General features: G+C 36.9%; 25 protein-coding genes. 11 read left to right on the top strand and 14 right to left on the bottom strand.

Going from position 1 to position 25,977, the window contains the following annotated elements; genetic code table 11:
* The first annotated feature begins 286 nt into the window (after window positions 1-286).
* The gene (locus VB691_RS14280; protein ID WP_323292165.1) at window positions 287-634 is read left to right on the top strand and encodes a hypothetical protein; all 348 of its coding nucleotides are present in this window, start codon (window positions 287-289) and stop codon (window positions 632-634) included.
* A 79-nt stretch (window positions 635-713) separates the two neighbouring features.
* Here VB691_RS14280 and VB691_RS14275 read toward each other — a convergent pair whose 3' ends face one another.
* Window positions 714-929 (bottom strand): DUF6887 family protein, encoded by a 216-nt coding sequence (locus VB691_RS14275; protein WP_416245115.1) that lies wholly within the window; start codon window positions 927-929, stop codon window positions 714-716.
* A 129-nt stretch (window positions 930-1,058) separates the two neighbouring features.
* On the opposite strand from VB691_RS14275, the gene VB691_RS14270 reads away from it, so the two are divergent.
* Window positions 1,059-1,289, top strand: coding sequence for an addiction module protein (locus tag VB691_RS14270; RefSeq protein ID WP_323292163.1), 231 nt, complete (start codon window positions 1,059-1,061; stop codon window positions 1,287-1,289).
* Between the two features lie 522 nt (window positions 1,290-1,811).
* On the opposite strand, the gene VB691_RS14265 is transcribed toward VB691_RS14270, so the two are convergent.
* Genes VB691_RS14265 through VB691_RS14240 form a run of 6 tightly spaced genes read right to left on the bottom strand, consistent with a single transcriptional unit; the run spans window position 1,812 to window position 7,946 of the window.
* Window positions 1,812-3,119: a DUF58 domain-containing protein gene (locus VB691_RS14265; protein WP_323292162.1), complete on the bottom strand. Its 1,308-nt coding sequence runs from the start codon at window positions 3,117-3,119 to the stop codon at window positions 1,812-1,814.
* 14 nt (window positions 3,120-3,133) lie between these two features.
* Window positions 3,134-4,084, bottom strand: a complete 951-nt coding sequence (locus VB691_RS14260; protein ID WP_323292161.1) for a MoxR family ATPase — start codon at window positions 4,082-4,084, stop codon at window positions 3,134-3,136.
* Window positions 4,085-4,131: 47 nt separating this feature from the next.
* Entirely contained in the window at window positions 4,132-4,827 is a 696-nt protein-coding gene (locus VB691_RS14255; protein ID WP_323292160.1) for a phosphatase PAP2 family protein, read from the bottom strand.
* A 56-nt stretch (window positions 4,828-4,883) separates the two neighbouring features.
* Window positions 4,884-5,975: a DUF4350 domain-containing protein gene (locus VB691_RS14250; protein ID WP_323292159.1), complete on the bottom strand. Its 1,092-nt coding sequence runs from the start codon at window positions 5,973-5,975 to the stop codon at window positions 4,884-4,886.
* Window positions 5,972-6,622: a DUF4129 domain-containing protein gene (locus VB691_RS14245; RefSeq protein ID WP_323292158.1), complete on the bottom strand. Its 651-nt coding sequence runs from the start codon at window positions 6,620-6,622 to the stop codon at window positions 5,972-5,974. The genes VB691_RS14250 and VB691_RS14245 overlap by 4 nt, the downstream gene beginning before the upstream one ends.
* The gene (locus tag VB691_RS14240) at window positions 6,609-7,946 is read right to left on the bottom strand and encodes a hemolysin family protein (protein ID WP_323292157.1); all 1,338 of its coding nucleotides are present in this window, start codon (window positions 7,944-7,946) and stop codon (window positions 6,609-6,611) included. The genes VB691_RS14245 and VB691_RS14240 overlap by 14 nt, the downstream gene beginning before the upstream one ends.
* Before the next feature lie 86 nt (window positions 7,947-8,032).
* Here VB691_RS14240 and rbsK point away from each other — a divergent pair, with 86 nt between their 5' ends.
* Together rbsK and VB691_RS14230 are read left to right on the top strand one after the other, a co-directional pair.
* Window positions 8,033-8,956, top strand: a complete 924-nt coding sequence (rbsK, locus tag VB691_RS14235) for a ribokinase (RefSeq protein ID WP_323292156.1) — start codon at window positions 8,033-8,035, stop codon at window positions 8,954-8,956.
* Between the two features lie 66 nt (window positions 8,957-9,022).
* Window positions 9,023-9,745, top strand: a complete 723-nt coding sequence (locus tag VB691_RS14230) for a Uma2 family endonuclease (protein WP_323292155.1) — start codon at window positions 9,023-9,025, stop codon at window positions 9,743-9,745.
* A gap of 41 nt (window positions 9,746-9,786) precedes the next feature.
* On the opposite strand, the gene VB691_RS14225 is transcribed toward VB691_RS14230, so the two are convergent.
* The gene (locus tag VB691_RS14225; protein ID WP_323292154.1) at window positions 9,787-11,100 is read right to left on the bottom strand and encodes a dihydroorotase; all 1,314 of its coding nucleotides are present in this window, start codon (window positions 11,098-11,100) and stop codon (window positions 9,787-9,789) included.
* Window positions 11,101-11,242: 142 nt separating this feature from the next.
* On the opposite strand from VB691_RS14225, the gene lepB reads away from it, so the two are divergent.
* Window positions 11,243-11,842, top strand: coding sequence for a signal peptidase I (gene lepB / locus VB691_RS14220; protein WP_323292153.1), 600 nt, complete (start codon window positions 11,243-11,245; stop codon window positions 11,840-11,842).
* 130 nt (window positions 11,843-11,972) lie between these two features.
* Here lepB and VB691_RS14215 read toward each other — a convergent pair whose 3' ends face one another.
* A complete protein-coding gene (locus VB691_RS14215; protein WP_323292152.1) occupies window positions 11,973-12,857 on the bottom strand; it encodes an alpha/beta hydrolase in 885 nt (294 codons plus the stop codon).
* A 118-nt stretch (window positions 12,858-12,975) separates the two neighbouring features.
* Window positions 12,976-13,869 (bottom strand): sigma-70 family RNA polymerase sigma factor, encoded by an 894-nt coding sequence (locus VB691_RS14210; RefSeq protein ID WP_323292151.1) that lies wholly within the window; start codon window positions 13,867-13,869, stop codon window positions 12,976-12,978.
* Between the two features lie 436 nt (window positions 13,870-14,305).
* Between VB691_RS14210 and VB691_RS14205 the strand changes: the two genes are divergently transcribed.
* The 4 genes from VB691_RS14205 to fabZ all read left to right on the top strand — a co-directional run bounded on the left by VB691_RS14205 (window position 14,306) and on the right by fabZ (window position 20,122).
* Complete coding sequence (locus VB691_RS14205) at window positions 14,306-17,218, top strand: DEAD/DEAH box helicase (protein WP_323292150.1); 2,913 nt, start codon at window positions 14,306-14,308, stop codon at window positions 17,216-17,218.
* A 447-nt stretch (window positions 17,219-17,665) separates the two neighbouring features.
* A complete protein-coding gene (locus tag VB691_RS14200) occupies window positions 17,666-17,980 on the top strand; it encodes a hypothetical protein (RefSeq protein ID WP_323292149.1) in 315 nt (104 codons plus the stop codon).
* A 67-nt stretch (window positions 17,981-18,047) separates the two neighbouring features.
* Complete coding sequence (locus tag VB691_RS14195) at window positions 18,048-19,577, top strand: NAD(P)/FAD-dependent oxidoreductase (protein WP_323292148.1); 1,530 nt, start codon at window positions 18,048-18,050, stop codon at window positions 19,575-19,577.
* A gap of 44 nt (window positions 19,578-19,621) precedes the next feature.
* On the top strand, window positions 19,622-20,122 hold the full coding sequence (fabZ, locus tag VB691_RS14190) for a 3-hydroxyacyl-ACP dehydratase FabZ (protein WP_323292147.1): 501 nt from the start codon (window positions 19,622-19,624) through the stop codon (window positions 20,120-20,122).
* A gap of 4 nt (window positions 20,123-20,126) precedes the next feature.
* Here the strand turns inward: fabZ and mgtE (VB691_RS14185) are convergent, their stop codons facing one another.
* The 3 genes from mgtE (VB691_RS14185) to VB691_RS14175 all read right to left on the bottom strand — a co-directional run bounded on the left by mgtE (VB691_RS14185) (window position 20,127) and on the right by VB691_RS14175 (window position 24,073).
* Window positions 20,127-21,512 carry a magnesium transporter gene (gene mgtE, locus VB691_RS14185; protein WP_323292146.1) on the bottom strand — a complete coding sequence of 462 codons (1,386 nt, stop codon included), beginning with the start codon at window positions 21,510-21,512 and terminating at the stop codon, window positions 20,127-20,129.
* Window positions 21,513-21,547: 35 nt separating this feature from the next.
* The gene (gene mgtE / locus VB691_RS14180) at window positions 21,548-22,936 is read right to left on the bottom strand and encodes a magnesium transporter (protein WP_323292145.1); all 1,389 of its coding nucleotides are present in this window, start codon (window positions 22,934-22,936) and stop codon (window positions 21,548-21,550) included.
* A 195-nt stretch (window positions 22,937-23,131) separates the two neighbouring features.
* Window positions 23,132-24,073 (bottom strand): LysR family transcriptional regulator, encoded by a 942-nt coding sequence (locus tag VB691_RS14175; RefSeq protein ID WP_323292144.1) that lies wholly within the window; start codon window positions 24,071-24,073, stop codon window positions 23,132-23,134.
* A 237-nt stretch (window positions 24,074-24,310) separates the two neighbouring features.
* Here VB691_RS14175 and VB691_RS14170 point away from each other — a divergent pair, with 237 nt between their 5' ends.
* Both VB691_RS14170 and VB691_RS14165 read left to right on the top strand, forming a co-directional pair.
* Window positions 24,311-24,520, top strand: a complete 210-nt coding sequence (locus tag VB691_RS14170; RefSeq protein WP_323292143.1) for a hypothetical protein — start codon at window positions 24,311-24,313, stop codon at window positions 24,518-24,520.
* Window positions 24,521-24,627: 107 nt separating this feature from the next.
* Window positions 24,628-24,954: a hypothetical protein gene (locus VB691_RS14165; RefSeq protein ID WP_323292142.1), complete on the top strand. Its 327-nt coding sequence runs from the start codon at window positions 24,628-24,630 to the stop codon at window positions 24,952-24,954.
* A gap of 8 nt (window positions 24,955-24,962) precedes the next feature.
* Here VB691_RS14165 and menA read toward each other — a convergent pair whose 3' ends face one another.
* Window positions 24,963-25,886 (bottom strand): 2-carboxy-1,4-naphthoquinone phytyltransferase, encoded by a 924-nt coding sequence (gene menA, locus VB691_RS14160; RefSeq protein WP_323292141.1) that lies wholly within the window; start codon window positions 25,884-25,886, stop codon window positions 24,963-24,965.
* Window positions 25,887-25,977 lie beyond the last annotated feature (91 nt).

Raw genomic sequence — 25,977 nt, 5'->3', positions numbered from 1 at the left:
TTCTGGTTGGTGAGCTTGCCGAACCATTGCCCTCTTGCCCTTTATTTTTTTTTCCGCCTTTGGCGGATCGAATTTTTTGGGTTAATTTTTGAATTAATGGAGGGTGGGCGCAAGAATTTTGGGCGCAAGCATTGCGCCCCTACGGTGGGATAAATTCTGTTTTTGTAGGGGCGTATTGCATACGCCCTCTGGTAAATCCAAGATTGACCGATAATAAAGATGAGTCCTCAAGGGGGCCACCTTGGGGACATTAAAAAAAAATAAATTACTACTAGGAGTGTAACTCATGAACGAACCCACTACCGTCACCTATTCCCTAGAGGAAATGTTCTCTAGGCTAGAAAACAAGATAGACAGCAACCAAAAAGAGACAAATGAGAAGTTTAAGGAGATGCACAATAAACTAGAGACTATCCAAAAAGATATTACCCAGAAAATAGATAAACAATCAGAAGAAATAACAACGATTAAAGCTACATTACAAGCACAACAGCCATTAATTCAGAAAATCCCTGACTTAGCCGAAAAAGTAGGGGAATTAAAAAACTGGAGACAAATTGTTTTTATTGCCTTAACCACGGTCGCGGGCGGTGTTATGGGTTGGTTTATTCGAGGGGGAACCCTTAAACCTTAACCGTTGGACAGGGTGGCCACCACCCTTTAACTAAAGGTGAACGACATTGGGTTAATTGTTGAATTAATGGAGAGTGGAATTACAGATTAAATTTTTCTTGAAGGCGTTGAGTAATTAATTCAATTTGTTGCTCAGGGGTTAAGGTATCTAATTCATTGACACCGATAATCGGTTGTTTAGGGTGTTGCTGTTTACGATCTAAATAGGCATAAAAAGCTTCTTTATTGTCTTTATGTTCAAGAAAGTATTGTTTGAGTTCTTGATCATTCATGTTAGTGTAATTAACTTGTTTCATTAGAATATTATATAACATTAAGAGTGGGCTTAATGGTATTAAGCCCCTACATTGGTTAATTAATTGATGTTTAAATCTGCTTCAATTAACAAGTATAATAAAAATATAGTTTCCTAAAAATATAGATTTATGCGATCGCTTGAACAAATCACCCAAGAAGCCTTATGTTTACCTGATGCTCAAAGACTGCTACTGCTAGAAAAAATCAGAGAAAGTTTAGGGTTAGAAGTTGATGAAATAAACCAAAATCTTTGGATAATAGAAGCACAAAGGCGACGGGATGAAATTAATAATGGAACAGTTATAGCCATTGATGGGGAAAAAGCACTCGCCCAAGTGAGAAAATTAATAGATTTATGAAATATATTTTTCATCCTGAAGCCATCAATGAATATTCTGAAGCTGTTCAATTTTATCGGCAACAATCAAAAAAAAATGCTCAATCCTTTATTGATTCAGTTTAAGAAGCTATTTATAAAATCAGGGAATTTCCGACACGCTACCCTGAAATTGATGAAAATATCCATCGGTGTTTAACCCTTAAATTTCCCTACGCAGTATTATATACAATTGAGTCTGACTATATTTTAATCTTAGCTGTAATGCACTGTCATCGTGACCCTAATTATTGGAAATCTCGACGTTATTAAATATGAGTTAGACTGATTTAATAACATGATCCTGTAGGGGTTTAACACTGTTAAACCCTAGATATGCAATTAAACCCTGGATATGCAATTAAACCCTGGATATGCACTTAAACCCTGAATGTGCAATTAAACCCTGAATGTGCAGCATAATTGAGGGTGGGCTTAATAGTATTAAGCCCCTACATTGGTTAATTAATTGATGTTTAAATCTGCTTAAATTCCCTTAAATTTATCAGAGTAAACTTTTCGCTTTTAACTGTAAATAACGATTAACTAATTGCTCACTAATTTGATTTGCAGGAGCATCTAACACTAACACACCTCGTTGTTTTAATCTAGCAAAAGCAACCTGACGCTGAGATAATAAATCTAAAGCAACTGCACGTTGATAAGCTTCATCAACTTTTAGGGTAGAAGTATGAGCAATAGTATCAACTTGGGGATCTCTTAATGCAATACAAAAAGGCAAATAACGGGGGGTTAATTTTGTCATTGCTGATAATAATTCTGCTGAGGCAGTTGTATCAATAATATCCGTAATTAATACTACCAAAGCGCGGCGAGTTTGTTGTTGAACTAATTGGGAAACTGCCCCTACATAATCAGGTTCTAATAATACAGGTTGAATGGGTGTTAAACGGTCTAAAAAAACCGATAATTGATGTTGTCCCCGTTGCGGTGGTATCCATGTCATAACTTGTTTATCAAATACCCCAATTCCTACTTTATCCCCTCGATGTAAACCCGCTAAAGCTAAGGATAAAGTCGCATTTAAACCCCAATCAAATCGTTTTAAACCTTGCACTTGAGAAGTCATTAAACGACCTCTATCTAGTAAGATAATTAAAGTTTGTTCTTTATCGGGTTCTAATATTCTAATAAAAGGACGATTTCGCCTCGCGGTTGCTTTCCAATCAATTAACCGCATATCATCACCTTTATTGTATTCTTGTAACTCAGAAAATTCAGTTCCTATCCCAAATCTTCGCGCTTGACGCATACTTCCTGTTGCTTCTAAGGTAAGACGAATAGACAGCGATCGCAACCCAATTAAATCAGGATAAATTGCCACAGTTTCTTGAGCAGGAATTTTCCAATCATACCAGGCCAATTTGAATTTTCCCAACTGTCTAACTTGAATATTTCCCCAGTTATATTCCCCCCGATGATTAGGATAAATCGTATAACTTAGGGTTTGATTACTGTTGGGTGATAAAACACTTTTCAAGGTATTAGTAGAAACCAAAAAATCTAAAGGATAGCTATCTTTGATGATGATTTGTGCATTTCTATCACTATTTTTAACTAACAATTCAACTAAATTATCCCTACCAATAGAGAGACGATATAAGGGGTTACGGGTAATTTGTACCTGATACTTTTTAACCTGTTGACTATCCCAAATCCCTAAACCTAGAATAATACTGTCAAAAATAAGGATAAAGAAAACACTACTTTGAGGCTTAAAAATCATGGCAGATAGACCACCAATAATTAAGCCAAATAGTAATAATAAATACAGTCTAATAGCAGGAATCATGGCAGTTTAAATGGTTATCTAGGGACAGGAACTTGATTGAGTAAAGAAGCAATTACAGCATCAATTTTTATGCCATCTAATTGTGATTCTGGTTTCAAAATTAAACGGTGACGTAAGAGAGGAGAAGCAATGTTTTTGATATCATCAGGGGTCACATAATCTCGTTGAGAAAACCAAGCTTGTGCTTTACTTGTTTGTAACCAAGCAACTGCTGCTCTTGGAGATGCACCTAATTCTAAATCAGGATGTTGACGAGTTTTATCAATTAAATTGAGCAAATAATCAATGATTTTATCATCAACTTTGATACTTTGAATTTGTTGACGAGCTTGCAAAATATCTTCGACAGTAGCAATAGTTTCAAGTTGATCTAAATCTATTTTTTTACCCTTAAACCCTTGTTGAAAATTAAGTAACATTTGTTTAGCTGCTTCTGCGGGGGGATAATCAATAATTAGCTTAAATAAAAAGCGATCTAATTGTGCTTCTGGTAGGGGATAAGTTCCTTCAAATTCTAGCGGGTTTTGAGTCGCAGCAACCCAAAATAAAGGAGATAAAACTAAAGTTTCGCCATCTAAAGTGACTTGTTGTTCTTCCATTGCTTCTAACAGTGCAGATTGAGTTTTAGGGGGAGTCCGGTTAATTTCATCTGCGAGAAGAATTTCCGTAAAAACGGGCCCTTTTTGCAGGGTAAAACTGCGACTATTGAAATCAAAAATATTGGTTCCTAAGATATCCGAAGGAAGAATATCAGGAGTTAGTTGAACCCGTCTAAAGTCTGCTTGAATTAATTTAGATAGAACTTTGACTAAAAGGGTTTTTCCCGTTCCTGGGACACCTTCAAGAATGACATGGCCCCCACTGAGGAGTGCGACTAATAACTGTTTAATGACAAGGGGTTGACCAACAATAATTTTGTTAAGATTGTGGTTAAGATTGATTAAGATTTCTTGAGTAATGGTCATAGGGTTATTATGAGTTCATAATTATTGTAATTTTATCGCAATTTTAGTCATTTTGATAGTTTAAAATTTTGATTCCATTTTAATTGACGAAGATCAAATAATAAACTCATCCCTATTGTCCAAGGAATAGCAAGTATCCATCCCCCTAAAATATCACTTGGAAAATGAACCCCTAAATATAAACGAGTCCAAGCAATAACTAACACAAATAAACCTCCCAATATACCTACTAAAGAACGCCAGGGAGTTCCCCATGTTAAAATTAATAAAGCAATTACTAATGTCATACTTCCCATTGCATGACCACTAGGAAAAGAAAAATCTTGGGGTCTATAATACGATGATTCCCAAAGATAAGGACGCATACGATGAAAGAAAATTTTAGTCATTATATTTAGGATAGTATTACCTAAAATAGTGATAATTAAATAAGCTATATATCGCCTTTTTTTTTGATAAATAAGTAATAAAATAATTGATATTAATAATCCGATAATACCCTCAAAATTACCAAGCTTTGTAATATTTTTAGCTATTTCATCTAAAAAAGGTTGATTAGTGGCATGAATCTTTAATAAGATGAAAATATCCCAAGAAAATCCCTTTTCAGCTTCCCTGACTTGCCAAGCAAGAATAGTAAAAATTGGCAAAGGTAAAATAATACCAAATGTTAAGATTTTCCAATGAATAACTATCCAATTGTAAGCTTTTTTTTTGAGTTTAGTTGCATTAAGATAATTCATAATATTTGTTTGGGGTTTACAATAAATAACAGAAAAATGTCAGACTATAGTTTTATTTAGTTGTTTATTTTACTCCTGATTTCTTGCCACTTTGCTAACCACTTTCTTAGACTAACATCATTCATTTTACCTTTCTTATTTGTAAGATTTAAAATTCCTCTTAACCCTTGAACTGATTTTCCGGTTTGTTGTTCCCATGCTTTAATTAAACCCTCAGAATTAAGACTTTTATCATTTAATCCTAATGCTTTTTGTAACTGTTTTTGTTCTTCTTGATTAATCGTTGATATAACAAAATCACTACTTTCCGCTTTTTGTAAAACACCGGACAAAGCTTTAACATAAGCTAAACTATTATTAAGATTAGGTTTGTCTAAGGTAATAGCTTTACCTAACCGATGATTATTAGACCAAATTAATAATAAAATAATCACTAAACTTTGGACAAAAATCGGCAGTAATGGTGTATTACTTAAATAACTAAATATATTTTCTCCGACTTCTTCTTTGATATCTTCTTTATCTTTGTATCCATGTAAGTATTCATCAACATAAATAGGATAACCTGATTGGGTGACTAATTGGGCTAAAAATTCATAATTTCCTGGACTATCTTGATAAGCATTGGCCCCTAAATGGGGGGTAACAACTGCAATTATTTTTCCTTTTCCTATATTTTCTTGCCAAATAATTGCCCCAAATTCATCCCCTAATGTTTTATTAACATCTTCTTCATTTCTTCTGCTTGTTTCAATTTTAATCTGCCCAAATTGACTATCTTTAAAGGTGGTAAATTTAGCTTTAGTCACAGATTCTTTGACCCCTAAGATAATTAAATTATTTCCTTTTTTTATCCAATCTTCCATGAAGTATAAAGAATTTATTGATATATTATTAGGATTAATTTGTAATAAGGTAATATCATCTTTATCTGATAAAGATTCAAAGGGTTTTTGCCATCTTTCTAGGGATGTTCCCCGTTCTTTCATATAAGTATACCAAGCACCGTAACCATCAGGAGAACGACTATAAGTTGACCCACTATTAAGTTTATTATTGCTGGGAGCAACTACAATGGTAATTATCATAATAGCTACAATTATGATAGTAATAAATAGAGCAAATTTGCGGTTTGAAATATTTTTCATAACTCAATTCTTTGGTAAGCTTGTTGACAGGTTTCAAATAAAGAACGAGAAGCAGTTTTATCTCTAAAACACAGTTGTTGATGAATTCCTAATAAGGTTTCATAGGGATCTGGATCGGGTAATTTTAAGATAAGTAGTCGATATTCTTCATCTGTACGACTTTCCTGATGAGTTGCGATCTGGGTTTCATCTAATCGTTGTAACATCGCTAAATAGAGATAACGACATCCTTGATAATAATCCCCTTTTTGTTGACATTGTTGTGCTTTTTGCCATAATTTTTCTGAAGATAGTTTTTGTATTTCTGATTTTTTCTGGCTCAAAGTAGCATGAGAATCACTTAAAAAGCTTTGAATATAAGGCGTTATTCTTTGGATGATTTTCCAGCCAAACCAACCTAAAATCAAGAGAAAAAATATAATAGTAATATTTTTAATTAATTCTCCCCAAAAACTAGCAATTTCTAGATTAGGTAAGGGATTATCAGGAAAGTTAAAATTTAAGTTTTTAAATTGGAGTTCAAACCATTCTCCCATTTGTTGTTGTCGCTGTTGAAATTGCCAACCTATACTATCTTTTTCAAAACCTTGGGAGCTATCTGCTAAAATCAAAGAATTAACCGTAATCATCGCTTTAATAAATATCATTAGGGGTTTGATTTAAGAGTTGCTTACTAACAGAAGTCACTAAGATTTTATCCACTCGATTACCATCCATATCCATGACCTCAAATTTTAAATTTTTCCAGTCAAAACTATCAGCAGTTTTGGGTATTTTTCCAGAATAAGTAATAATAAATCCTCCTAGCGTATGAAAATTTCCTTGAGTTTCTCCAGGCATGATCTTGAAACCAAAAACTTTCTTAAAATCCTCAATCGAAACAATACCATCCATTAACCAAGAGCCATCATCTCGACGAATAATTGCCGGAACATCTGTCTGATCAATGCGGGGAATATCTCCCACAATTGCCTCTAATATATCATTAATAGTGACTAACCCTTGAATCACCCCATATTCATCCACCACCAAAGCAATATGATTCCCAGTTTGTTGAAATAATTCCAAAACTTTTAAGCCCAATGTACTATCAGGAACTAATAAAGGTTGTCGTAAAGAAGCAGTTAAATCAAACTGTTTACAAGACAAACAATCAGATAATAAATTCGTCACTTGAACCACTCCTAACAACTCATCTAACCCTCCTTGACAAACCGGAAAACGGGTATGGGTACTATTAATGATTTTATGACGATTAATGTCTGCTGAATCTTCTAAATTTAGCCAAATAATTTCGGGACGAGTCGTCATTAAAGTGCTGACTTTGCGATCGCCGAGTTGTAAAACTCTTTCTACCATATCATGTTCCGCTTTTTTAAACATTCCGGCCTCTCTCCCCTGTTTGAGAAGAACCTTAATTTCTTCTTGAGTCACAGGGGGTTCTGTGATCGTGGTCGCAATTCCTAAAAAGGATAAAATTAGATTGGTAGAAGCTCCCAATAAGTTGACCACAGGGTACAATAAACGGGAAACATAGAGTAGGGGAATTGCCATTAAACTCGCAATTCTTTCAGGATTGCTTAATGCGAGTCTTTTGGGAACTAATTCTCCAATGACTAGAGATAGATAAGTAAGACTCAGAACAACAATTGTAAAAGCGATCGCCTCACTATGGACAGCCAAACCTGGAATGCGCTGTAAAATGACCGTTAGACGAGCAGATAAATTAGTCCCTCCATAAACCCCTGCTAAGATACCAATGAGGGTAATCCCAATTTGAACCGTTGACAGCACTTGGTTAGGATCATTGGCTAATTCTAGGGCAACCTTAGCTCGTTTGTCTCCTTTGAGACTCAGTTGTTCTAACCGAATTTTACGGGACGATAACAATGCTATCTCTGATAGGGCAAAAATAGCATTGATCAGAATTAACAAGAAGATGACGAGAAGTTCGCTTACAACCGAAACCATAGATACTATTGATATCAGCGATTGTTTAAAGGTGCTGATATGTTCTAATGTTTATTATAATTTATAATAATTTATCATGACGAATTATGAGCATTATTATTTTTGGTAGTATCAATATGGATCTGGTGGTTCAAACCCATCGTTTACCTAAACCGGGAGAAACGGTAATAGGGGATCATTTTGTCACCCTGGGGGGTGGAAAAGGAGCTAATCAGGCCGTTGCAGCAGCGCGACTGGGGACATCAACCTATTTGGTGGGACGGGTTGGTGCTGATAGTTTTGGACAAGAATTATTGGCTGGTTTAAATGATTTTGGTGTAAATACTCAAGGGGTTTTTATTGATAAAACTATCTCGTCAGGGGTAGGGATGATTAATGTGGAAACAGGGGGAGAAAATACGATCATTGTTGTTCCTGGGGCTAATGGTAAGGTTGATCAATCTGATGTGAACCGCCTCAATAATATTTTACCTAAAACCAGTCTTTTATTGCTACAGTTAGAAATTCCTTTAGAAGCAGTAGAAGCTGCTGCGATCGCCGCTAAAAAGTTCGGGGTAACAGTAATGCTTGATCCTTCCCCGGTTCCTGATAACTTCCCTGATCGTTTTTATTCTTTAATTGATATTATTACACCCAATCAAACAGAAGCTGCTCGATTAGTTGGTTTTGAAATAAATGATCAAGAAAAGATTAATAAAGCTGCTAATATTTTTCTCGAAAAAGGTGTAAAAATTGTGGTAATCAAACTAGGAAAAAATGGGGCATTTTATGCAACGGAAAAAGAGCGAGATTTTCTTAAACCTTTTGCCGTTAAATCCGTCGATACCGTTGGGGCAGGTGATGGCTTTAATGGGGGAATAGCAGCCTCTTTAGATCGAGGTTTACCCCTCAAAGAAGCCTTAAAATGGGGGGCAATTGTTGGGGCATTAACTACCACAAAAGAAGGCGCACAAACCGCATTACCAGACTTAAAAATGCTGGAAAATTGTTTAATAAATTGGGTAAATTAACCTAAATTTTAAAACGAGATGATAGAATAAATAAGCATTAATTCAACAATCTAATGGGTTACACCAATGACAACCCTAGACACTGCTTCTAAAATAACTTGTCCTCCCACTGATTTATGGAGTGATGAACCCCCCTTGGAAAGTGACTTACATCTACAACAAATAATCCTTTTATTAACTTGTTTAGACTGGTTATGGCAAGAAAAAAATGATTATTATGCTTCTGGTAATCTGACGATTTATTACAATGAACAACAACTGAAAAAAAGGGATTTCTGCGGCCCAGATTTTTTCTTAGTCTTAGATACGGAAAAACGTCCCCGTAAAAGTTGGGTTGTGTGGGGAGAAGGGGGAAAATATCCTAACGTAATTATTGAGATCCTCTCAGATTCTACGGCGAATATTGATCGTACCAAGAAAAAAGATTTATATCAAAACACCTTTCGGACTCCCGAATATTTCTGGTTTGATCCTAATACCTTAGAATTTAAAGGATTTATCTTAATTGGGGGACAATATCAACCAATTGATTGCAATGAAAAAGGATATCTTTGGAGTCAGCAATTAGGATTATATTTAGGTATTTTTGAGAATCAATTACGCTATTTTAATCCCGAAGGTGAGTTAATTTATACCCCCCAAGAATCTGCTTTACAGGAAAGATTAGAAAAAGAACAAGAAAAACTTGCTAAACAACAAGCAGAAACACAGCTTAATTTAGAAAGGGAACGCGCTCAAAAATTAGCTCAAAAGTTGCGTGAATTAGGGATTAATCCTGATGAAATTTAATAAGAGGCAATTCATGAATTGCCCCTAAAACTTAATATTTTTTACTGTTCAAATTGTAATGCTTCCCCCCTAACTTCTGTATTTAATTTACCTCGTTCATAAACCACATTTCCCCCCACAATCGTAATAACTGGCCATCCGGTTAAACTCCAACCCTCAAAAGGACTCCAACCGCATTTTGTTTGTAATTCTTCCCGTAAAACAGGATGATAATTGTCCAAATCAACTAATATTAAATCTGCATCATAACCAGATTTAATTAAGCCTTTGTTGGGAATTTTATACGCCTTTGCTGGTGCAGTAGACATCCAATGAGATACTTGAGCAACCGTACATTTTCCCGTCATTGCTTGGGTTAACATTAAAGGTAAAGATGTCTCCACCCCAGGCATTCCCGAAGGCGTATTAGGATAACCTTTAGCCTTTTCTTCTAAGGTATGAGGTGCATGATCTGTGGCAATAAAATCAATGACCCCATCTAATAAAGCTTGCCACAAAACTTGATTGTTTTCAGGAGATCTTAAAGGTGGGTTCATCTGGGCCAAAGTGCCAATTTTTCCATAAGCATCTGTATTTAATAACAGATGTTGGGGAGTCACTTCTGTTGTCACCCAACTAGGTTTATCTTGCCGCAAAAATTCCGCTTCTATCCCGGTGGAAAGGTGTAAAATATGTAAGCGTCGTTGATACTTTTTCGACAATTTTAAAGCTAATTTTGTGGCATTAAGAGCAGCAGTTTCATCCTGAATTTGAGAATGAATAGCGGGGTCAGTAATACCAGCAAATTCCTGACGACGTTGTATAATTCTTGCTTGATCTTCCGCATGAACCGCAATTAAACGGCTTCCTTTGGCAAAAATTGGCTCTAATTCCTGTTCTCGACTCACTAATAAGGCCCCATGGGCAGACCCCATAAAAATTTTAATGCCACAGGTAGGATTAGCAGTTAATAAGTCAGGCAAATTATCAGGGGTTGCACCGATAAAAAAACCATAATTTACCAAGCATTTTTGTGCCGCTAAGTGTAACTTATCATCCAATATGGCTTGAGTCGTGGTTAAAGGGAGCGTATTAGGCATTTCCAGGAAAGAAGTTACTCCTCCCCTAGCACAAGCACAACTCGCCGTAAACAGGTCTTCTTTGTGTTCTAATCCAGGTTCCCGAAAATGTACTTGTGGATCAATCACCCCAGGTAACAAAGTCAGCCCTCTAGCGTCTATGATGGTATTAAGGTTTGTTTCGGAAATCTCTGAGGCAACCTCGATGATCTTACCCTCTCTCACGAGAACATCTCCTAGGAGAAATTCACCATCTGGTAAGAGAATACGAGCGTGACGAATAAGAAGTGGTGTCATTTGAGGATGAGTCCCCCTAAAATAAATTTATGAATACTTTAATCTTCCCATTGACCAGGGTTTCGTTAAACTAAGAATCAAATATTCGTTACCTTAACTTTTCGATTTATTGATTCGCCTACCTCCCACTATACCCAATACTATGACTCGAAGCTTGAAACAAGATAACAATAAAAACCCTAATCCCCCCCAAGAAAACCCCTGGGTTGAACTGACGAAAACCGTTGTTACTGCGGTTATTCTCGCCTTGGGAATTCGGACTTTTGTCGCGGAAGCACGTTACATTCCTTCATCTTCCATGGAACCGACCTTAGAAATTAATGATCGCTTGATTATTGAAAAATTGAGCTATCATTTCAAAGAACCCGTGCGGGGAGATGTGGTGGTTTTTAACCCCACAAAAGCACTGGAAGCCCAGGATTTTCATGATGCGTTTATTAAACGGATTATTGGGTTGCCAGGAGAAAGCATTGAGGTGAAAAGTGGTCATGTTTATGTCAATGACCAAAGAATAGCAGAAAAATACATTGCTGAAGATCCTGAGTATAATTATGGCCCGGTTACGGTTCCCCCTGGACAGTATTTAGTCTTAGGAGATAATCGTAATAATAGTTATGATTCTCACTATTGGGGTTTCGTTCCCAAGGATAAAATTATCGGTAAAGCCTTTGTTCGGTTTTGGCCATTTAACCGTTTAGGTTCCCTCGATCAACAACCTTTATATCCTAAGAATTCTAATTAAAATCAGCAACTGTATACATACAACCTAAAGCCTGATGCTATAGGAGCAAAGGCTGTCTACACAGCTTAATTAAAGCCTGGATCGCCAGGCTTTGTTTGTATAGCTTAACCCTTCAGGGTATAATTTTAAATTATTGAATTTCTGAGATCTCAAGAATGGCTTGTGCCGTTAATTCTGGTTTTTCTAAATGGGGAACATGACCACATTTTGGGAGCCAGGTTAATCGACTATTGGGAATTAACTTTTTAAACTCATTGGCATCTTTTGTCCCTAAAATCTTATCATTTTCTCCCCATAAAATTAAGGTAGATTGTTCTATCTTTGCTAAATCATGCTTAAATGAACCATAACCGCCACTTTTTGTAAAGGCAATTAAGCCCTGACTCCATCTCTCACAATTAAGATGTAAAGATGCACAAAGTTGAGCATCTTTACTAGCAAAACTTTTATCATAATAAGCGGTTTGACTAATCTTTTGTCTTACCTTAGAATTGCTTAAAAAAGCAGTAGATAAATAATCTAACGGAGGAAACATAAATTTTCCAATTTTCGGGGGTGAAGCTAACCCTGCACTATCAATTAATACTAATTTTTTCACAAGCTCAGGATAGTTTAAAGTAAAATCAATGGCGGTAGCACCTCCCATAGAAGCCCCCACTAAAATAATGGGTTGTTTAATTAAAGTTTTCCAAGTATAGTAAAGATGGGTTTTTATTTCTTGAGGACTCAATAATAAATCAGGCATTCTTTGGGTAAACCCAAATCCTAATAAGTCAATGGCCCAAGTTTCATGATGTTGGGATAATAAAGGAAAAAGACGACGAAATTCTAATAAAGAACTGTCGAAACCATGTAATAGTAATAGGGGAGGATTTCCCATTCCCTGACAAGCGTATGTAGTAAGAATGGGTTGAGGTAATAAGGGTGTTAAGATCGCCTCAACTTTAATCTGGTTGGCTAAATCAAGAGAGGTTTTTTCGGTTAAGTTTTGAGCGGCGAAAGGAAGCGAAATCATAACAAATAATTAGGGAAAAAATAAAGAACCATGTTAAAAAAATTTCCTTATAATTGCTATATTCAATTATAACTATTCATTTTCCTTAAGCAACCATAAGTTATTTTTGTTCCTAATATCATCCAATAATATCACCTAGCATAGCATTATTTTGTCGAAGAATTCTGATAGCACGAGCGTATATTTGACGGGCCCTTTCATGACTAATTCCACATTGTTCTCCAATGGCTTTATAGCTCAGAGGTTTACCATCAAGCAACCCAAAACGTAAGGCGATAACTTCCCTTTGTTTGGGGGAAAGCATTTCTAATAATTGCTCGATTTGAGATGATTTTTCTTGCTCTCCGACAAACTCAATCGGAGATAAAGATTCTTCATCAGGGAGTAATTGTTCTAATTCTGTTTGATTTTCATCAATTACTAAATTTAAGCTACGGGAGTTTGTTCTAAAGGCAGCTTGTTGAATAAACTGAAGTTTTTCTACGGAAATATCCATGGTGGCAGCGATTTCTTCTTGAGTCGGTTTTCTGCCTAATTTTAGGCTCAATTCCCGGAGATTTTTTTTGTATTTATTAAGGCTTTCATTGATATGAATAGGCAAGCGAATGGTGCGACTTTGTTCAGCGATCGCCCTGGTAATTCCTTGTCGTACCCACCAATAAGCATAGGTCGAAAATTTGTAGCCACGAGTGGGGTCAAATCTTTCTACCCCTTTAATTAACCCTAAACTTCCTTCTTGGATCAAATCTAGTAAAGATAAGCCTCTATGCAGATATTTTTTGGCAATAGATACCACTAAACGAAGGTTAGCTTCAACCATTTTTTCTCTAGCATTTTGTCCTTGTTCAACTATCTTTTTCTCCGTTGGAGTCAAGATATCTTTTTCTAATAAAGGCAACATTGCTTGAATTTGTTCAGACAGTTGGATTTCTTCTTCAGCACTGAGTAAAGGAGTTTTTCCGATTGCTTGAAGGTAATGGCGAACCGTATCAACTTTCTGGGAAGTAATCATATTTAATTGCTATTTGTTTTGTTATTTTGTGCAGTGGGTAAAGTTCTCACCCTTTGAGCAAATTTCACTTATGTCAATAGGGAATGGAGGTAAAGCTTTTTTAAAAGCTCACAGAAAATCAAAATTTTGTCAGTTTATTCATATCAAAATTATAACCCAAAATTAAGCCGTTTGCAATTGTTTTGCCGGAAAAATCAGGGTAGTTATGGCATAGTTTAGGAGAATTGGTCAGCAATTGGGCGTAATCATTGGCTGTTCCGGATCTAGATCCTGGGTAAAATGTATTGGTGCCTATTGCCTTTTCTCTGGTGGCCTTTGACTAGGAGCTTCCTGTCACAACAAAAATAAGCCTGCTAGATCTTCTCGGAAAACATCAACCATCGAATACAATAGAGATAGGGTTTTAACCTTATCGTAGACAATATTGTGATTTCGAGTGAATCAACCATTAACATCGCCGCAACTAAATATTAAAGATCTCTTTCCCTTTGAACTCGATAAATTCCAAGAACAGGCGATCGCCGCCCTAGGGAAAGGAAACTCTGTCGTGGTTTGCGCCCCCACTGGCTCAGGAAAAACAGTCATTGGGGAATATGCCATCTATCGGGCATTACAATTAGGTAAACGGGTTTTTTACACCACACCCCTCAAAGCCCTCTCTAATCAGAAATTTCGGGACTTTCAAGAACAATTTGCCACCACAGAAAACGGCATCGATAATGATATTGTGGGCTTAATTACAGGAGATATGGTGATCAATGCCAATGCCTCCATTGTCATCATGACCACGGAAATTTTCCGTAATATGCTCTATGAAACCCCCATTGGCGAAGTGGGAACCTCCCTAGAAAACGTGGCTACGGTTATTTTAGATGAATGTCATTATATCAGCGATCGCGGACGGGGTACGGTTTGGGAAGAATCAATCATTTATTGTCCCCCCACCATCCAATTAGTGGCCCTTTCTGCCACCATTGGCAACCCAGAAGAATTGACTGACTGGATTAACCAAGTGCGAAAAACTGCGCCAAACATTGATCCGGCCACCACATCCGTTAGTTTATGTGAACTAATTAACTCAGATTTTCGGCCCATTCCCCTGCGCTTCTATTTTAGTAATAAAACCGGACTCCATCCTTTACTCAATGGGCAACAAACAGCCATTAACCCCCGCATCAAACCCAAAAGCTCTCGCAACAAACGCAACCGAGTCAAACGGGAAGATTGCCCCAATACCTTCAAAGTTCTCGAACAATTATATGAACGGGACATCTTACCGGCCATTTATGTAATTTTCAGTCGTCGAGGCTGTGATACGGCTGTCGAGAAACTCAGTGGCATTGTTTTAGTTTCCCCAGAAGAAGCCCATGCCATTCAATACAACCTATTAACCTTCTTCTTAGGCAACAATACAGAATTACAAGAAATTCTCCTGAAAGCCGTTCAAACAGAAAATCCCTCCTTATACCAACCCCTATTGGAATTTTTCGCCAACCCGGCCCCTGATGCTGTCATTTTTCCCTATTTAGCCGCAAATGAAGAAAGTAAAACCCATTTATTCCATCTTTTGGCCAGTAGTTGTAAGTTAGTGAGAGGGGAACAACTCGAACCTTTAAGCCGAGGAATTGCCGCCCATCATGCGGGCATTTTACCCGTGTGGAAAGAATTAGTGGAACAATTATTTGAAGCAGGGTTAGTTAAGGTTGTTTTTGCCACCGCTACCCTCTCAGCAGGTATTAATATGCCCGCCAGAACTACCGTGATCTCTGCCCTGTCTAAACGGATAGACACCGGCCACAGTATGTTATCCCCCTCAGAATTTTTGCAAATTGCAGGCCGGGCCGGACGACGGGGCATGGATGAAGTTGGCTATGTCGTCACTATCCAAACCCCCTTTGAAGGGGCTACAGAAGCGGCTTATTTAGCCACAGCCCATTCAGAACCCCTGAAAAGCTGTTTTACTCCTTCCTATGGCATGGTCTTAAATCTTCTGCAAAAACATACCCTAACGGAAGCCAAAAACCTATTAGAAAAGAGTTTTGCTGAATATTTGGCCCAGTTAAAACTGGAACCCGAACAAGAGGGGATCGCCTCTTTAACCGAAGAATTAGCCAAACTAGATCTTCAATTAGGGGGCATCACCGAAAGTGAATTGTTAGGGTATGAAAAATTAAAAGGCCGTTTCAAAGAAGAACAAAGACTCCTCAAGATTTTAGAAGAACAAGCCGAGGAAAGACGTAAACAAGAAATTTCTAGTCAATTACCTCAATTAAACCTCGGAGATTTAGTTTATTTAAAAGGCAAACGCTTAAAAATTGCTAACCCCCAATTAGCCGCCGTTGTGGCTATGGTTCCCGGTTCGGGCAAAATTCATGATTTACTCTGTTTAGGTGCGGATAATTATTGGTATGTGGTAAAACGGGGGGAAATTGTGGATGTAAATGGGGACTCTTTACCCCTCTCTTTTCTTGATAATTTAACCTTACCAGAGCTTAAAAATGTGTCCTTGGGGAAAGGGGCGAAAGGGGATAAGAGTTGGGGAGAAATTTGTCAACAAATGAGCGATCGCGCGTTTGCAAGAGTTACACCCCAAGAAGTGATTGAACAACAAAACCGTTTAGATCAGATACAACAATTATTAGACCAACATCCCTTGGGACAGGGAAAAAATGGCAATCGTTTACTGAAATTACATCATCGACGGTTGGGTTTACAGGAACAACTTAACCTGAGTCAAATTAAGCTTCAAAAATTACAATCTCGTCAATCTTATTATTGGGAAGAATTTCTCAATTTGATCGAAATATTACGGGAGTTTGGGGCCTTAGATGATTATACTCCAACCCCTCTAGGGGAAGCGGCTGCTACCATGCGGGGGGAAAATGAATTATGGTTAGGATTGGTGTTTATGTCAGGTATTTTAAATCATCTGGAACCCCATCAATTAGCTGCTGCTGTCAGTGCCATTATTACAGAAAATTTGCGCCCCGATACCTGGACAAATTATTTGCCCTCTCCAGATGTTTTAAGCTTGTTTCGGGAGTCTCCTGAAGATGGGGTTAGTATTGGAGAAATGCGTCGTTTATTGAATCAAACTCAACGACGTTATCACATTACTATTCCTGTGTGGTTAGAGTTAGAATTAATGGGATTAATAGAACAGTGGGCTTTAGGCACTGACTGGCAAGTATTATGTGAAAATACCAGTTTAGATGAAGGGGACTTAGTGCGTTTATTACGACGAACTATTGATTTATTGTGGCAAATTCCCCAAATGCCAGGGGTTGCCGGAAATTTAAGAACAACAGCAAAAGAAGCAATTATGCAGTTAAAACGCTTTCCCATTTAATTGTTAGTCAGTTGAGGGCTTAATGTTTATTACTTTTTGATTTTTGTTTACAATTATTATTATTACTAAATATTAGGCTACTTTTTTGAAGATTTATTAAGAATAATTATTGGCGATCGCAACTGTAATTTTAACTCGCAAAGTAAAACAAATGATCTAAAAAGTATTTTTGGTTAAAGCAAGCCTGTGACTTTGCATTCTAATGTTACCATAAGTACCTCAAAAGGCGCAAACTCGTAGACATATTTTTCACCATTTTGCCTCTCGGAAGGTAAATTGAGCATTTTTAGCAATCATTATAAATTCAAAACAAATTTATTTATATAATCAGTAAAAATTATGTAATCTCCCCCAATAAATGATTGACGGATCACTGATAACTGTTCACTGATGCCATCATTCGTTACCATAGGTTAAGGATAAGCACTGACTGAGGATGAAAATTAGATGAGCGATCGCAACAGTCCCGACTGGGAAAAAAGACTTAAAGATCTCGAAGCAGAAATCAACGCAGAAACCAGCCCTGTCCGTCCTTTTAACCCCAACGAAGAGGCCGAGGGCATATTTACCCGTGCCGCTACTTGGTATCAAGGATTAGCAACCCCCACAAAAGTTGGTGTTACGATTGTCGGGGTAATTGTTGGTTTATCTATCCTAAATAGTATTTTAAAATTAGTGACTTCTGTGATTGTACTTGGTATTGCAGGGATTATTATTTATGGGTTATATCGAGCATTAATTAAAGATAAATATAAGCCATGAAAAATAGAGACGTAAGCTTTTACGTCTCTACAAAATTTTTATTTTAGCCCTAGATACCCTAATCTTTATGAGTTTTGATATTATTATTATTGGTAGTGGCATTGGTGGATTAACTGCCGGAGCTTTATTAGCGAGATATGGCAAAAAAGTCGCTATTTTTGAGAGTCATTCCATAGCGGGTGGTGCTGCTCATAGCTTTGTACGTCAAGGGTTTAAGTTTGATTCTGGCCCTTCTTTTTATTGTGGGTTAGGGAAAGATAGTTCTAGTCTTAATCCCCTCAAACAAGTCTTAGATATAATTGGGGAGTCTTTAGAGGTTGTTTCCTATGATCCTTTAGGACATTATCATTTTCCAGAAGGGGAGTTTCCTGTTTTCAGTGATTTAGATAAATATCGTCAAGCTGTCGCTAAAATTACGCCGCAAGGGGCCAAAGAATTAGAACATTTTGAGTCGATAATGTTAGGACTTTATGACTGTTTAAAGGATATTCCTACTATTACATTACGCTCAGATTTAAAATTAATTCCTGTTTTAATTTCTCACTATTTTCCTGCCTTAGTAAAAACATTATTTCAAGTAGGAATTATTCAGGGTTCCGTTGGTGATGTGATGGATAAGACGGTTAAAGATCCTTGGGTACGTCGCTTAATTGATCTCGAATGTTTTTTGTTATCAGGCTTAAAAGCACAGGGAACTGTTGCCCCTGAAGTCGCGTTTATGTTGGGAGAAAGAACCCGCGCTGGGGTAGAATATCCCCTGGGAGGAAGCGAAGCCATTGTTAATGCTTTGATCAAAGGATTTAAGCAATGGGGAGGCGAATTATATTTAAGTCATCATGTGGATAAAATAATTGTTAAATCGGGTAAAGTAACAGGAATAAAATTACGAAAAGGTGATGTAATAGAGGCCCCAACCGTCATTTCTAATGCCACAGTTTGGGATACTTATAATCATCTTTTAGCCCCAGAAGATTTACCTAAAAATTATAGAGAAAAAGAATTAAAAACTCCTACTGTAGAAAGTTTTATGCACCTTCATCTAGGAATAAAAGCATCTGGGTTAGAAAATTTAACAGGACATCATGTGATAGTTCATGATAGTAACCAAGATATTAGTGTTCCTGGTAATACCTGCATGATTTCTATTCCCTCCGTTTGGGATAAAAATTTAGCCCCTGATGGTCATTATGTTATTCATGCTTATACTTTAGAACCCTACCAAGGATGGGAAAAAAATGATGATTATGAAGTCAAGAAAAAACAGCGATCGCAATCACTTTATAAAGCAATTGAAAAAGTCATTCCCGATATTCGTCAACGAGTGGTTTTAGAATTAATTGGAACCCCTCTAACCCATGCTCGTTTTTTACGTCGTCATCAGGGAACTTATGGCCCGGCGATCGCCGCAGGAAAAGGGCTGTTTCCCAGTTGTCACACCCCCATTGAAGGATTATATCGGGTGGGGGATAGTACCTTACCTGGGATTGGAGTCCCCGCAGTAGCCGCGTCAGGAATTTTATGTGCTAATACCTTAGTCTCTCCTAAAACCGTTGACAAATTTATTAATCAAATGATCAAGAAACCCCCTCTAATGTGAAACAATGATAAAGGATTATTTTTATTGATGAATTACGAATCACCATGTCTAGTGTTACCGATAGGGATATTGTTAATGATGCCGAAAACACCACAGAAACCCCTAAAATTCAAACAACCTTTACAGTTCAAGAAATTCAAGAATTATTACCCCATCGTTACCCCTTTGCTTTAGTTGATCGTATTATTGATTATGAACCCGGTAAAAAAGCTGTAGGCATCAAAAATGTGACCATTAATGAGCCTTTTTTTCCTGGCCATATCCCTAGTCTTCCTATTATGCCAGGGGTGTTAATTGTAGAATCTATGGCTCAAGTCGGCGGAGTTATTTTAACCTTATTACCAGGCATGAAAGGAGTATTTTTTGCCTTTGCTGGTATTGATAAAGTCAGGTTTCGTCGTCCCGTTGTGCCTGGAGATCAATTGATTATGACTGTAGAATTATTAGCACTTAAAAGGAATAGAATTGCTAAAATGCAGGGAGAAGGTAAAGTCGATGGAGAATTAGCAGTACAAGGAGAAATGCTCTTTTCTCGGATTGATTAATTAATCATATTGGCAACAACAACTTGGCCGTATTTAAGTAAATTAAAATTCCCACAATATCAACAATTGTGGTGATAAAAGGGCCAGATATTAATGCTGGATCAAATCCTAAAGCCTTAAATACAAATGGTAAAGCGGCACCTGTTGCCGCTGCTATTATACTAATGACCAATAAACTAATACCGACTGTTATTCCAATTTTAGCTGTTCCTAAGAGAATAAAAACTAAAACAATGGCTAAAATACCAAGGACAACTCCTAGCATTCCTCCTGTAATTAATTCTCGCCAAACTACGAGGGGAGGTTTCTTATTTTTTAACTCATGGGTACTGAATCCTCGAATAACAACCGTTGAAGATTGGGCCCCAATATTTCCCCCAGTATCGATGAGTAATGGGGTAAAAAAGGCTAAGGCGACAACCGCATCTAAAACTGCTTCGTAACGACTCATAATCAAGACGGTAACTGAATTAGTTACTAATAAAATTAAAAGCCAAGGAATTCGTTTTTTAATAACATTTAATAGGGAAATCTCAAAATAATCATTTCCTTCAGCTTCTACGGCTGCCATTTTATAGACATCTTCCGTTGTCTCAGTTTCGATAATATCAATAATATCATCGATAGTGACAACGCCTAATAAGGTTTCTCCCCGATCTAAAATAGGCAAAGCTAATAAATTATAGCGTTGCATTAAATTAGCAGCTTTTTCTTGATCCGTATCTGTATAAGCATAAATAATATCTTGTTTCATAATCTCATTGAGAGGTTGCTCAGGGGTAGCTAAAATTAAATCTTTCAAAGAAATAATTCCTAATAAGCGACCAAATTGATCCGTAATATAGCCATAATAAAATACTTCAGAATCTTGCGCTAATTCACGAATTTTAGCCTGTGCTTCTTCAACAGTTAAATTTTCTGATAACTCCATATATTCTGGAGTCATAATACGTCCCGCTGTCTCCGGGGAATATCCTAATAAAAGAGAGGTAACTTTTCTTTCTTTTAGTGATAATTTTTTAATTAATTGTTTGACAATAATTGGAGGTAATTCATCAAAAAGCTTAACCCGCTCATCAGGAGCAATATTATTGATAATCTCTGCCGCTTCTTCCTCTTGAAATTCGGTTAAAAGCAATTGTTGAAGGGGAGAATTAAAATATTCATAAACTTCGATAGCAACGGGTTTATTAAGAAGACGAAAAGCGAGCAGTTGTAAAGATTTTGGTAACTGATTGATCGCCTCAGCAATATCCACAGGAGCAACAGGTAATAATAAGGTTTTTGCTGCCTCATAATTTTTCTGTTCAAGAAATAATTGTAACTGTTGACTAATAACATCACCAAGATTACGAGGGCCAATTTTCAGATTGCTAGTTGCTGTATTCATTGTAAATCTATATCCTTAATAGATAATATAACGGTTTAAATTCCCAAGATTAATCTGGCAATATTCAGATAAATTAAAATCCCTAAAATGTCAACCACTGTTGTAATTAGAGGGGCAGACATAAAAGCTGGATCAAACCCTAATTTATTAAATAAATAGGGCAAAGCAGCACCAGTAGTTGCTGCAATTATCGTGATACAAAGCAAACTAATTCCCACAATCAAACTAACTTCTTGATGTCCCAAAAAAAGAAAAATTCCGATAATAACTAATACGCCTAGAATAAGTCCGAGCAATCCGCCACTAACTAATTCACGGAGAATAATTTCTAGGGGTTTCTTATCTTTTAACGCTTCGGTACTCAATCCTCGAATAACAACCGTTGAAGATTGGGCCCCAACATTTCCCCCTGCACCAATTAATAAAGGTGTAAAAAATGCTAAAGCAACTACTTCATCTAATATGGCTTCATAGTTACTCAAAATCATTACCGTTGCTGAATTGGTAAGTAATAATAACAATAACCAAGGCATTCTTTGTTTGAAAACATGAAAGAAACTGGCTTCAAAATAATTGTATCCTGTGGATTCTAAGCCACCCATTTTATAAATATCTTCCGTTGCTTCCTCCTCAATTACATCAATTACGTCATCAATGGTGACAACCCCTAATAAATTTTTATCCTTATCAATAATGGGTAATGCTAATAAATCATAGCGTTGAATCAACTTAGCAACTTCTTCTTGATCCGTATCTGTATCAGCACAAATTACCTCCCGTTTCATAATTTGTTCCAAGGGCTTTTCAGGGTCAGAAATAATCAAATCTTTTAGAGAAATCAGACCCATTAAATGTTTATTTTGATCAGTGATATAAAGATAATAATTAACCTCTGATTTCTGTGCTAAACTTCTGATTTTTTCCTGCGCTTGTCTAGCTGTTAAGTGTTCCTTTAGGGCAATATATTCAGGAGTCATGATACGCCCTGCGCTATCCCCTCGGTATCCTAAAAGTAGGGCTGTTGCTTCTCGTTCCTCTGGTGTTAAATTATTAATTAACTTTCGTACCAATTGGGGCGGTAATTCATCAAATAATTTGACTCGTTCATCGGGAGACATTTGATTGACAAGATCAATCGCTTCTTGCGCTTGAAATTCTTGAATTAATGACTGTTGTATGTTATGATAAAAGTATTCATAAACTTCAACAGCTACCTGTTTTGGGAGAAGGCGAAAAGCAATTACCTGTAAAGTGCCTGGTAATCCTTCAATCGCCTCAGCAATATCAACTGCCTGAACCGGAATTAAAAGGTTTTTAACTCCTTCATAATTTTTTTGTTCTAGAAATAGCTGAAGTTGAGAACAGACCAAATCTCTGAGTTCGCTACGGGATTCTAAGGAAATCCGAGGAGCAATATTTGTCACACCAAATACTCCTTTTTGAAAGAAAATATAGTTTGATTGTAGAGATAACAATCAGGTTATCCATAAAATTTTTAACATATCCTGTTTAACAACTGTTTAAGAAAAAAATACTATTTTCACTCAAACGTCTTAAAATAGTTACAGAGCGGAATAGAAAAACTATAAACTATTCCACTCCGAAAGATTAAATGTTAATTAATTATTCACTAAACTTTTAGATAAAGGACGAAGATTGGGAACAGAAAACTTGGGACTTTCTTCGAGCAAATAATTTAAGAAAGCTTTAGTAATTACTGAAAGTTGTTTTCCCCCTAAATAGGCCACATACCAACGACGTTGAATGGGGAAATGTTCTATATCTAAAACCGTTAATTCACTATCTATTCCCTCAGAAATTAGGGTATGCTGGGAGAGGACAGAAATTCCTAGTCCTCCCGCGATCGCCTGTTTAATTGCTTCATTACTGCCTAATTCGAGTCTGACATGAACGGATACCCGATGTTTGGCCAAAAGGCTTTGTACTGCTTGTCTAGTTCCTGATCCCTGTTCTCGCATGATAAAGGGTTCTCCCTCTAAACTGCTAATAGGAATGTGCCTCTGGCCAGCAAGGAAATGAGTTTTAAGAGCAATCACCACTAAAGGATTATCTAAAAAGGGTTGAGTACACAAATCCAGTTCTTGGGGGGGATTACTGACAATATAAAGATCATCCTGATTTTCTAGCATTCGTCGCTGAATTTGTTGATGATTCGTTACTTGTAGGGATACTTCAATGCCTGGATATTGTTGACAAAAAGAACCTAAAATTCTGGGAATAAAATATTTAGCAGTGGTAATCACTCCTAAACGCAGTTGTCCTTGTTTAGTTCCCTTTAAATCAGCAACTTTCATCTCGAAATTATCTAATTTCTCAAAAATTCCCTGACAAGTTCCCAATAATTCCTGGCCCGCTTCGGTGAGATAAAGACGTTTACCAATTTGCTCAAATAAAGGTAAACCAATGGATTTGGTAAGTTGTTTAATTTGACTCGATACCGTCGGTTGAGTAATGAATAACTCTTCAGCAGCACGGGTAAAACTGCCATGACGCGCTGTCGCTTCAAAAACTTTTAATTGATGTAGAGTTGCTTGTATCAATGGTCATGCCCTCTGCTGTATTCTAGGGTAATCCTGAAACTGTCTTCTATTCAGCCCTAGAGTGGGTTTGATTTTGGTTCTCCCTCTTATCATAGACTAAACACGATGATTTCACAACTTTACGTAGAAAAAAATCTATTAAAACAGATAAACTATCTTGTAACAAAAACAACTGTTTTCCTTACCTGATAGCTGTATCCTGTGTCAAACTATCAATAACAATAGTAATAATTACCTATGATTGATCCTAATGTACAAATTTGTCCGGTGTGTGGTGTCAAGATTGAGGGAGGGGATAAAGTCATCTTCTCTGCTGGCCCCGTAGGGACTCGCGCCCGTTTATGGGCAAGGGTATGTAATTATGCACAAAAACCCGACTGTATTAATCAGGATCACACTGCGATCGGTTCCGTGCATGAAAATGATTATTATAAACCCTTACCTTAGATAAAGTAGGATTAACTACCCACCGCAAGAATACAATAAAAGCAGTCCCCTAGGGCTAACTTAGGGGACATCAACAAAATCAAACCTAATAGCAAGGAATTTAAACTATGAGTCAGACCCCCATCACCGTAACTTACTCGTTAGAGGAAATTTTGAAAGAGATCAACAGTAAGTTAGACAAGATTGATGAGAAATTTGAGGCTAAATTTGACACCCTTCAAAAAGACGTAAATGACTTGAAAGTAGGACAAGTTAGATTGGGGAAAAAATTAACGGGAGACATCAAAGCTCTTGGCACAGAGGTCAAAGGAATTAATAAACGATTAGACAGTCAGGAGTTTATTAATCCTTCGGTTGCGGTTGGATTTATTTTGGCATTGGGGACGGGAGCAATTAAGCTACTATTCCCGAACTTTCTCAACTTACCCCATTAATCCTATTGTTATAAAAATCTAGGTAAAACTAATCCTAACGCCAATAAGATACCACTCAAAAAATGAAGATTAACTGCAATAAACTTACAATTACGAACTTGATCAGGTTGATCGTGATATTGTCTAACATGATTAACTAATTGATAGGCAATGGGAAGACTGAGAAATATGAGCAAAGTCCAGCCAGAAATCGTCCCTAACCAAGCAAAAATGATGGTTAAAACGAAGATTGAAAGCGTCGCACCTGTTAACACCTGAAAGCCTAATTTTGTGCCTAAACGAACGAGAGGAGACTTTTTACCAGCGGCCAGATCATCTTCCACTTGATGAAAATGAGAACAAAATAAAATGATCGAGGTACTAATTCCAATGATTGTCCCAGGAATTAAACTAGATAAAGAAAACCCTTGAGTTTGAGAATAATAAGCTGCTGCGATCGCCATAGGGCCAAAGGTAAAAAAGCAAATAATTTCTCCCAAACCCTGATATCCTAGACGAAAGGGAGGCCCTTGATAGCTATAACCCAAGGCACAACAGAGTAAAATAATCCCTAATACCGTTGCATCTTGTTGCCACCAAGCAATTAAGAAAATACCTAAAATTCCGAAAGCTAAAAAGAAATTAGCCAACCAAAACATTAAGGATTTATTGCCTGTTAAATTAACAATTGAATGAGCCTTATTTTTATCGATACCCGTTTCTGAATCAAAAACATCATTACTGATATTTAACCAAGCAATAATTAAAATCGCTGACAGTAAAAAGGTGCCAAAAATCCTACCATTAAAGTGCTGAGTTTCCCAGAAAGCCGTTGCTGTACCCACAGTAATCGGTATAATGGCGACACTGTACATTGGGGGTTTAATGGCAGCAAACCATAATTTCCCCTTTGATGGGGGGTTTGAGGGGGGAACAAGGGGGGTTGTAGTCATAAACAAGCTACCTTAGAATAAAACTCTCTCAAGATTTGGATCAACCAATTATAACCTCCGTCTCCACAAGGGGCGGAAATAGATGATATGA

The sequence above is a fragment of the Crocosphaera sp. XPORK-15E genome (assembly GCF_034931425.1).
GTDB lineage: Bacteria > Cyanobacteriota > Cyanobacteriia > Cyanobacteriales > Microcystaceae > UHCC-0190.
The sequence above is the reverse complement of the archived record's forward strand: the minus strand, read 5'-3'. Positions and strand labels throughout refer to the sequence as shown.